Annotated in this window: 8 protein-coding genes; 4 read left to right on the top strand and 4 right to left on the bottom strand. The window is 65.2% G+C overall.

The window, feature by feature from the left end:
* Window positions 1–226: 226 nt before the first annotated feature.
* From EGJ34_RS18545 to EGJ34_RS18535, 3 genes are all read right to left on the bottom strand, one after another.
* Window positions 227–790 (bottom strand): thioredoxin family protein, encoded by a 564-nt coding sequence (locus tag EGJ34_RS18545; protein WP_125361938.1) that lies wholly within the window; start codon window positions 788–790, stop codon window positions 227–229.
* 8 nt (window positions 791–798) lie between these two features.
* Entirely contained in the window at window positions 799–2,301 is a 1,503-nt protein-coding gene (locus EGJ34_RS18540) for an oligopeptide:H+ symporter (protein ID WP_125361937.1), read from the bottom strand.
* A gap of 121 nt (window positions 2,302–2,422) precedes the next feature.
* The gene (locus EGJ34_RS18535; RefSeq protein WP_125361936.1) at window positions 2,423–3,298 is read right to left on the bottom strand and encodes a tryptophan 2,3-dioxygenase family protein; all 876 of its coding nucleotides are present in this window, start codon (window positions 3,296–3,298) and stop codon (window positions 2,423–2,425) included.
* Between the two features lie 303 nt (window positions 3,299–3,601).
* Here EGJ34_RS18535 and pdhA point away from each other — a divergent pair, with 303 nt between their 5' ends.
* The 4 genes from pdhA to EGJ34_RS18515 are packed head-to-tail and all read left to right on the top strand — an operon-like array spanning window position 3,602 to window position 7,487.
* On the top strand, window positions 3,602–4,684 hold the full coding sequence (pdhA, locus tag EGJ34_RS18530; protein ID WP_125361935.1) for a pyruvate dehydrogenase (acetyl-transferring) E1 component subunit alpha: 1,083 nt from the start codon (window positions 3,602–3,604) through the stop codon (window positions 4,682–4,684).
* Entirely contained in the window at window positions 4,677–5,747 is a 1,071-nt protein-coding gene (locus tag EGJ34_RS18525) for an alpha-ketoacid dehydrogenase subunit beta (protein WP_125361934.1), read from the top strand. The genes pdhA and EGJ34_RS18525 overlap by 8 nt, the downstream gene beginning before the upstream one ends.
* A 1-nt stretch (window position 5,748) precedes the next feature.
* Window positions 5,749–6,102 carry an SH3 domain-containing protein gene (locus tag EGJ34_RS18520; protein WP_125361933.1) on the top strand — a complete coding sequence of 118 codons (354 nt, stop codon included), beginning with the start codon at window positions 5,749–5,751 and terminating at the stop codon, window positions 6,100–6,102.
* Entirely contained in the window at window positions 6,099–7,487 is a 1,389-nt protein-coding gene (locus tag EGJ34_RS18515; protein WP_125361932.1) for a dihydrolipoamide acetyltransferase family protein, read from the top strand. Before EGJ34_RS18520 ends, EGJ34_RS18515 begins: the two co-directional genes overlap by 4 nt.
* An 852-nt stretch (window positions 7,488–8,339) precedes the next feature.
* Here the strand turns inward: EGJ34_RS18515 and EGJ34_RS18510 are convergent.
* Complete coding sequence (locus EGJ34_RS18510; RefSeq protein ID WP_125361931.1) at window positions 8,340–8,972, bottom strand: NAD-dependent epimerase/dehydratase family protein; 633 nt, start codon at window positions 8,970–8,972, stop codon at window positions 8,340–8,342.
* Window positions 8,973–9,205 lie beyond the last annotated feature (233 nt).

The raw sequence follows: 9,205 nt of genomic DNA, 5'->3' as shown, positions 1-9,205 counted from the left end.
GGGCGCCCGCGCCATTTGTTAAAAACACACAGTATCTGCCCACCCCCGTCCCGCGGGGGGCGCGGGGGGGGTGGGGGGGGGCCCCCACACCCCGCCGGCCACCCCCGGCTCTACGTCATGGCAAATCATTGCATCGGCGCAGAACGGATGCGTCCGTCATGGCAAATCATTGCATCGGCACATGGCAGACGCATTCGTCATGACCAGACGATGCATCGGTCCTGTATTACGGTGCCCAGGCCTGCAGGAAGCCGAGGAAGCGTTCGCGGTTGTAGCCTTTGGGCTGGCCCTTGTCCGCTTCCAGCTCACCGGTGAACTGCGAGTGCACCAGCTTGCCATCCGCGTCGAGCACGAACAGGTGCGGATAGCCCTTGATCGCCGGGAACTGCGACAGGAAGGCCGCGTTCTCGTTGTCTTCGCTGTAGTTGACCTTCATCCACACGTACTTCGTATCGACCAGCGTGCGGACGTCGGCATCACCTTCGATGAAGGCATCCAGCAGGTGGCACCAGGAACACCACTCGCCGCCCACATCGAGCACGATGCGCTTGCCAGTGCGGCGGGCTTCGGCCTGCGCGACCGCCAGGTCGGCGGCCGGATCACGGGCGGGATCAAAACGACTGTTGAGCGCGGTGACGGCGGCGGCCACCGGTGCGCTGGTTCCAGCGACCGGTGGCTGCACGGAGGCGGCAGGCGACGGCGCATCAGCCGGGGCCGGTGGCGAAGACGGCGAGCAGGCACACAGCAGCCCGGCCACGATCAACGACGAACACCCGATCTTCATGCGCATCGCAGACCTCACTTGACGCCGTGCATCAGCTTGTTGATGAAAGGAGCAAGCAGGAACAACGCCACGCCAGCCCCCATCAATGCCCAGAACCCAAGCGTGTAACCGTGCAGAGCCGACTCAACCGACAGGCCCTCGTCACCACTGAGATACTTGGAGAAGATGCCCGACAGATGGTTGCCGATGCCAGTGGATAGGAACCAGCCGCCCATGCCGAAGCCGACCAGGCGCACCGGAGCCAGCTTGGTCACCATCGACAGACCGATCGGCGACAGGCACAGCTCACCCACCGACTGGATCACGTAGACCATGAACAGGGTCCAGAACGGGATCTTACCCTCCACCACCATGGTCGACAGGGCGAGCATCAGCAGCGCAAAGGCCGCGCCGTTGAAGAGCAGGCCCAAGCCGAACTTGCGCGGGATGGACGGGTTGGCGCTGCCCATCTTGACCCAGATCCATGCCAGGATCGGCGCAAGGGTGATGATGGCCACGGAGTTCACCGACTGGAACCACGCCGTCGGGAACGTCCAGCCCCCCAGATTACGGTTGACGATATTGTCGGCCAAGAACGTGAACGAGCTGCCGGCCTGTTCGAAGAAGATCCAGAATACGACGTTGAAGAGGAAGATGATCAGCATCGCGATGACGCGATCACGCTGCACCTTGCCCTCTCGGAACCCTTCGACCAGCAGCAGAATTCCGAGTGCCACGAGCATCCCGGCCAGAACCCAGCCCAGCAGGGTCGAATCAGTTGACAGCAGGAAGTAGGCCACGGGAATGGCGAGAAGCGCGCCGATGAACACAAGCACGACGCGACCGAAACCTTCCGCACCGGCAGGAGGTGCACCAATGCCCTTCAAGCCCGCACGGCCGATGTAGAACCACACCAGGCTGAGCAACATACCCACGCCCGACGCAATGAACACCACTTTGTAAGACGGCATGGCGTCGGTGCCGAACACCTTGCGCGCAAGGTAGTCGGTCAGCACCGGGGCAATCATCGCGCCGATGTTGATGCCCATGTAGAAAATGGTGAAGCCAGAATCCCGGCGCTCATCTTTCAGGCCGTAGAGCTTGCCGACCATGGTCGAGATGTTCGGCTTGAACAGACCGTTACCGATGATGATCGTGGCCAGGCCCAGCTCGAAGATCTCCGGATTGGGTACGGAAATCATGAACAGCCCGGCCGCCATGATCAGCGCACCGGTCAGGATCGAGCGCTGATACCCCAGCACCCGGTCGGCCACATAGCCGCCGAAGATCGCCGCCGCGTACACCAGTGCCAGATAGGCACCGTAGGTCACGCCAGCAGCACCCTGTCCTGAAGCGTCACCGGCATGGAACTGCGCCACGATGTACAGCACCAGCGCCCAGCGGATTCCGTAGAACGCGAAGCGCTCCCAGAACTCGGTCATGAACAGCATCCACAGCGGGCGCGGATGGCCGAGGGTGGTCTTGAACTCCGGCAGCGCCGGTTCGGGAACGGGTTTCGCGGCGGCGTCTACGCTCATGCGGGATTCCTGGGTTCGGTGGATGACATGCACGTCCGATGTGCGAAACAACCCGGGAGAATTCCAGAACTTGGGCGTTCACGTCAAATAAACACTTCAGCCTGAATTCCTGAATGGGCCCTCACCCCGGCGGCAGCGGATCGTCGTTGCGGATCGTGGTGCGCACCTGGAACAGCTCCGGGAAGAAGGTCAGCTCAAGCGCCTGGCGAAGGAACCCGACCCCGCTCGATCCCCCGGTACCGCGCTTGAAGCCGATCACCCGCATCACCGTGCGCATGTGGCGGAAGCGCCACAGCTGGAAGGCGGTTTCCAGGTCGACCAGGTCCTCGCACAGCGCGTACTCACGCCAGTAGCGGTCGGTGTTCTCGTAGATGCGCTCGAACACCGGGTGCAGGGCGTCATCCGCCACGTGCGAGGTCTGCCAGTCGCGGCCCTGGTAGGTTTCCGGAATGGCATGACCGAAGCGCGCCAGGTAGCGCAGGAATTCCTCGTACAGGCTGGGCGCGTCCAGCACCTGCTGCAGCTGGGCCTGGCCGGCCGGGTCGTGCGAGAACACCTGCAGCATCTGCGCGTTCTTGTTGCCGAGCAGGAACTCGATGTAGCGGTACTGCAGCGACTGGAAGCCCGACGAAGGGCCGAGCACGTCGCGGAAGCCCATGTATTCCGACGGCGTCAGGGTTTCCAGCACCGACCACTGCTCGGTCAGCTGGCGCAGCACCTGTTTGCTGCGGGCCAGCACCTTGCGGCACTGCCAGACTTCGTCGCGCTGCAGGAACCCGATCGCCGCGCGCAGTTCGTGGCCCAGCAGCTTCAGCCACAACTCGGAGGTCTGGTGCTGGATGATGAACAGCATCTCGTCGTGGTGCGGTGGGTTGGACAGCGGCTGCTGCGCGCTGAGCAGCTGGTCCAGGCGCAGGTAGCCACCGTAGGTGAGGCGGCCTTCCAGGTCGGTGTGGATGCCGGCTTCCAGATCGCGTTGGTTCTTTTCGACAGACATGGCAGTGACCGCGTAAGGGGGTGCAAGCGTAGCGCAGCGGCCGCCCTACGGTGGCGTGTGGACGGCCCGTTCAGCGCGGCAGCGGCTGCGACCCATTGCCGCGCTCGCCCCGTCCGGCGAACGCTCATGCGCCGTTGCGCCAGCTGAATACGTTGATGTTATTGGCATTTCGGGGCTGACAACGGTACACCTGGGGTCTGCCAGGCGGTTTCCTTGTTGCGCCGCAGGACGGCTTTTTCGTACGCCTTCCTTAACATGGCAATTCATATCATTTGTAACTTCCTGTCGAAGGTGCAGTACGCAATGACGGTTGCCGCTGAGTTCAAGATCGAATACCTGCAGTACCTGGACACGGACGGTAACCTCGTCCGCGATGACCTGCCCGAGGCCCTGCGCGACCCCAAGGCGCTGCTGCCGATGTTCAAGCAGATGCTGTTCGTGCGCGTGTTCGACGGCAAGTCGATCGCGCTGCAGCGCACCGGCAAGCTGGGCACCTACGCCGCCTGCCTGGGCCATGAGGCCGCGCACGTCGGCATCGGTGCTGCAATGCAGAAGGACGACGTGTTCGCGCCGTCGTACCGCGAGTACGGTGCGATGTTCATGCGCGGCGTGCGCCCGCGCGACGTGCTGATGTACTGGGGCGGCGACGAGCGCGGCAACGACTACGGCGGCAATGCGGCCAAGGACTTCCCGTTCTGCGTGCCGATCTCCACCCAGTGCCTGCACGCGGCCGGTGCGGCGCTGAAGTTCAAGCTCAACAACGAAAAGCAGATCGCCGTGGCGGTGTGTGGCGATGGCGGCAGCTCCAAGACCGACTTCTACGCCGCGCTCAACTCGGCCGGTGCCTACAAGCTCCCGCTCATCCTGTGCATCGTCAACAACGGCTGGGCCATCTCGGTACCGCGCTCGGCCCAGACCGGTGCCGAAACCCTGGCCCAGAAGGGCCTGGCTGGCGGCCTGCACTGCCTGCAGGTGGACGGCAACGACCTGATCGCGGTGATGGCCGCCATGCTGCAGGCACGCGATCGCGCCCTGGCCGGCGGCGGCGGCACCGTGCTGGAACTGATGACCTACCGCCTCTCCGACCACACTACCGCTGACGACGCCCGCCGCTACCGCGACGACGCGGAAGTGAAGGACGCTTGGCTGCTGGAACCGATGCTGCGCCTGCGCAAGTACCTGACCAGCGCCGGGGTGTGGAGCGAGGAAGAAGAAGCTGCGTGGACCGCCGAGTGCGGCAAGCGCGTGGACGAGGAAGTGAACCTCTACCTCAACACCCCCGTGCAGCCGGTCGAGGCAATGTTCGATTATCTGTACGCCGATCCGCCGCAGGACCTGCTCGCCCAGCGCGCCCAGGCCATTGCCCTGGAGCAGCGTCATGGATGAGCTCAAGCACGTTTCCAGCACCACCGCGCAGACCCACGCCGCCGACAGCGCCGCCCTTGCGCGCGGAGAACAGACCATGACCAGCACCCCCATCACCCTGATTGAAGCCATCACCCAGGCCCTGGCCTGGGAACTGGAACACGACAAGTCGGTGCTGGTGCTGGGTGAGGACGTGGGCGTGAACGGCGGCGTGTTCCGTGCCACCGCCGGCCTGCAGCAGCGCTTCGGTGCCGACCGCGTGCTGGACACCCCGCTGGATGAAACCACCATCGCCGGCCTGACCATCGGCCTCGCCGCGCAGGGCATGAAGCCGGTCGCTGAAGCCCAGTTCGACGGTTTCATGTACCCGATGGTCGACCACATCGTCTGCCATGCCGCCCGCCTGCGTTATCGCACCCGCGGCCGCCTGAACTGCCCGATGGTGCTGCGCGTGCCGTGGGGCGGTGGCATCCGTGCACCGGAACACCACAGCGAGGCCAACGAAGCCATCTTCACCAACGTGCCCGGTCTGCGCGTGGTGCTGCCGTCCTCGCCGCAGCGCGCCTACGGCCTGCTGCTGGCTGCGATCCGCGAGCCGGATCCGGTCATCTACATGGAACCCAAGCGCATCTACCGCCAGTACAAGGAAGTGGTGGTCAACGACGGCGAAGCCCTGCCGCTGGACGTCTGCTTCGTGCTGCGAGACGGCACCGACGTGACCCTGGTGACCTGGGGCGCACAGGTGAAGGAAGCGCTGGAGGCGGCCGACAAGCTGGCCGGTGAAGGGATCAGCGCCGAAGTCATCGACGTGGCCACGCTGCGTCCGCTCGACTTCGCCACCATCGCCGAATCGGTGGCCAAGACCGGACGCTGCGTGATCGTGCAGGAAGCCCCGAAGACCGCCGGGTTCGGCGCGGAAATCGCCGCGCGCCTGGCCGAGGAGTCGCTGTACGACCTGCTGGCCCCGGTCGAACGCGTAACCGGCTACGACACCCACATTCCGCTGTTCCGCCTGGAGATGAAGTACCTGCCAAGCGTGGACCGGATTGTGAGCGCGGCCAAGCGCGCGGTAGCGGCAGGCTGACATGCGGGCCCGTCTTCTAGGCCCGTACCGCAGCCAGTACCCCAACCCGCTCCGGTTCCGCACCGGCCAGATTGTCGAACTGGGTGTTCGCGACGAGGAATGGCCGGCCTTTGCCTGGGTGCGCACCGATGACGGGCGCGCCGGCTGGGCACCGGTGGCATGGTTGCAGGTGCTGGACGATGGTCGTGCAGAGGCACTGCGCGACTACGACGCCCGCGAACTGGACGTTGAAAGCGGTGAAATGGTCAAACTGCATCATGAACACGGCGGCTGGTGGTGGTCCGAACGCGCAAACGGCGCGACGGGCTGGCTCCCGGCCCGCGATCTCGAACTGCTTGAAGAGAACTGCACATGAGTGAGAACAAGAACTTCAACCTCCCCGACCTGGGCGAAGGCCTGCCCGACGCCACCATCGTCGAGTGGTTCGTCAAGGAAGGCGACGTGATCCGGCTTGATGAGCCGCTGGTCTCGATGGAAACCGCCAAGGCCGTGGTCGAGGTGCCCTCGCCGTTCTCGGGCAAGGTGCTGAAGTTGTCCGGCGGTCCCGGCGACATCATTCCCACCGGCAGCGTGCTGGCCCAGTTCGAACTGGACCCGAACCTGCCGCAGCGCGCCGACGGCCAGGACACCGGCCACAGCCATGGTCATGCGGCCCCGGCGGCTACGCCGAGCACCGGGCAGACCGCGCCCGCGCAGCCGGACAAAGTGGTCGCCTCGGATGAAGGCGGCGAAATCGCCAGGCCCTCCGCCGAGCGCGACGACGCCGGCACGGTGGTCGGGGCGATGCAGAGTTCGAACACCGTGCACGCCGAACAGGCCGTTGCGGTAGGCGGCGTCAAGGCCGTGCCGGCCGTGCGTGCGACCGCACGCAAGCTCGGCGTGGACCTGACCCGCGTGCGCGCCACTGGCGCGGACGGCGCAGTGACCATGGCCGACGTCAAACAGGCCGCTGCCGATGGCAGCGCGAAGATCGGCAGCGCGCCGGCTCCTGCGGCTGCGCCGATTGCTGCCGCACCGGCCCCGGTGCGGCAGGCCGAAGCTCGTACGCCGATGTCGGCGGCCGGCAAGCCGATGCGCACCCAGCCGCCAGGCGTGGTCGCCAAGGGCCAGCCGGAACCGCTCAAGGGCGTGCGTCGCAACATGGCGCGGGTGATGGCCGATGCCCACAGCAAGGTGGTGTCGACCACGCTCAACGACGACGCCGACATCCATGCGTGGCTGCCGGGCAACGATGTCACCGCCCGTCTGGTACGCGCCATCGTGGTCGCCAGCCAGAAGGTGCCGGCCATGAACGCCTGGTTTGACGGCGACGCGCTGACCCGCACCCTGCATGCCCAGGTCGACATCGGCATTGCGGTGGACACCGACGACGGCCTGTTCGTGCCGGCGCTGCGCAATGCCGACATGCTCGATGCACGCGGCATCCGCGAAGGCGTGAACCGTCTGCGCGAGCAGGTCGAATCGCGCTCGATCGCACCGTCCGAGCTGAGCGGCTACACCATCTCGCTGTCCAACTTCGGCATGTTCGCCGGCCGCTATGCCACCCCGGTGGTGGTGCCGCCGTGCGTTGCCATCGTCGGTGCCGGCCGTGCCCGCCACCAGATGACCCCGGTGATGGGCGGCGTGGAAGCACACAAGGTCATTCCGTTGTCGGTGACTTTCGACCACCGTGCCGCCACCGGCGGTGAGGCCGCGCGGTTCCTGCGCGCGATGATGGACGACCTGGCGTTGGCCCAGTAATCTCCAATCGTTGGTCGGCAGTCCGACTGATTCACAATAACGGCCACCCCACGGTGGCCGTTATTCGTTGGATATCGTCTGCAGCATTACGGATTGGTGCAGCACACCCCGCAGCCGCAGCACGTTGTCGGCTTGTTGCCGCAACACGTCAGCGTTTGGTCCGCATCACCGTTGTCACCGCTACAAATCCGACCGCAACACGTATGGTTGGCGGTTCCCGGCATGGAACCCGGGCCGGGATTACTTTCACCCTCGCAGGATCGCGCACTTCCGAGATCACTCATTGCAGTTGACTGCAACGCATGAGAAATGAGCTCTACCGAGGCACCCGTTGTCTGTTGCCTTGCGGAACCAGCCCCGGCGGCTCCGTCGCCATTCGAGGTCAGCAGGATCACCCGATCCAGCAAGCGCGATCCTGAACCCGCGGGCCCTCGCCACAGTACAACCTGCATTGCTGCTGCGTCGGAGGCTGAGGAGCTTGAATGCTCCAGGATATCCAGTTCAAGTGTGTATCCATCCTCCTTGTTGCCAATCGAGAGCTGGACCGGCCCCTCAGCAGTCATCTGTACCGAAGGCGACATCACCTGTCGGCCCTCATCCATGACTCGCAACGAGAGGTGGTGAACAGCCGTACTTGAGGTTGTTTCTGCTTGGGCGGCGCTGATTGCGCCAATCGCGAGCAGGAACGCGACGCGCGTCATCATTCGAACGTAAGTTCCGAGCACTTGTGAAGCCTCGCTTGTTCATGACAAGGAACCGAGGCTAGAGGTGTGCAGGCGTGTCGTCCCTGAAATTCCTCCGAATATGCTCACAGGACTGCTCGCACTTCGTAGTCAGCCATCCAAGTCCAAATCACGCCAACTGTTCAGCTTCTACGATTCGCACGCCCGTTTTCGGGTTCAGCGCTGCCTCCACCATGGAGGCGGCAATATTTTCCGCAGGGTTGATCCGCCAGCCACGAGGCAGCGCTGGCCTCAGCGCCCTCAGCACCGCGCTGGCAAGCATTTCTCCGCGTCGGTGCACGACCCGCCGACCGCCGATCAGACCCGGTCTTGCCAGGGTCAGGGACGGGTAGCCCAGCCCGCGCAGATCCTGCTCCAGCGCGCCTTTGACCCGGTTGTAGAAGAACCGTGAATCCGGATCCGCCCCCTTGGCCGAGTTCAGTACGAAGGCCGCCGCGCCGTGCGCCCGCGCCAGTCGGGCCACCTGCAGCGGGTACTGATGATCCACCTGGGCAAAGGCCTCACGGCTGCCGGCCTGTTTCAGGGTGGTGCCCAGCGCGCAGATCACCGCATCCACGGCCCACCAGTCGGCCGCTTCCGGCAGCTGGGCGAAGTCCACCACCGGATTCAGCAGATGGGCGTCAGCCAGCGCCAGCGGCCGCCGCGTGGGGGCGACCACGGTCTGGCAGCGGGGATCGTCCAGCAACAGCTGCAGCACCTGGGTGCCGACCAGACCGGTGGCACCGACCAGCATCACCTTCATGGGGCGGTCCGTTTTTGTGTAGAGGATGTCTTCAAGCCGGCCGATCCAGCGCCGATACTGTTCCCACCTACCCTACTCCATCTTCGCCCCAGGACCCGCCGCATGACGGACCGCCCCGACGCTTCCTCCAGCCCCGGTACCGCCGTGGGACGGCTGTTGGCGCGGCGTGCCGGGTCGCCCCCGGCGCGGGTCGAGGCCACGCCGGCCAGTGCGGCCAGCGCGGGCGGCAGTGC

Source organism: Stenotrophomonas sp. 278, assembly GCF_003935715.1.
GTDB classification, from domain to species: domain Bacteria; phylum Pseudomonadota; class Gammaproteobacteria; order Xanthomonadales; family Xanthomonadaceae; genus Stenotrophomonas; species Stenotrophomonas maltophilia_AH.
The sequence above is the reverse complement of the archived record's forward strand: the minus strand, read 5'-3'. Positions and strand labels throughout refer to the sequence as shown.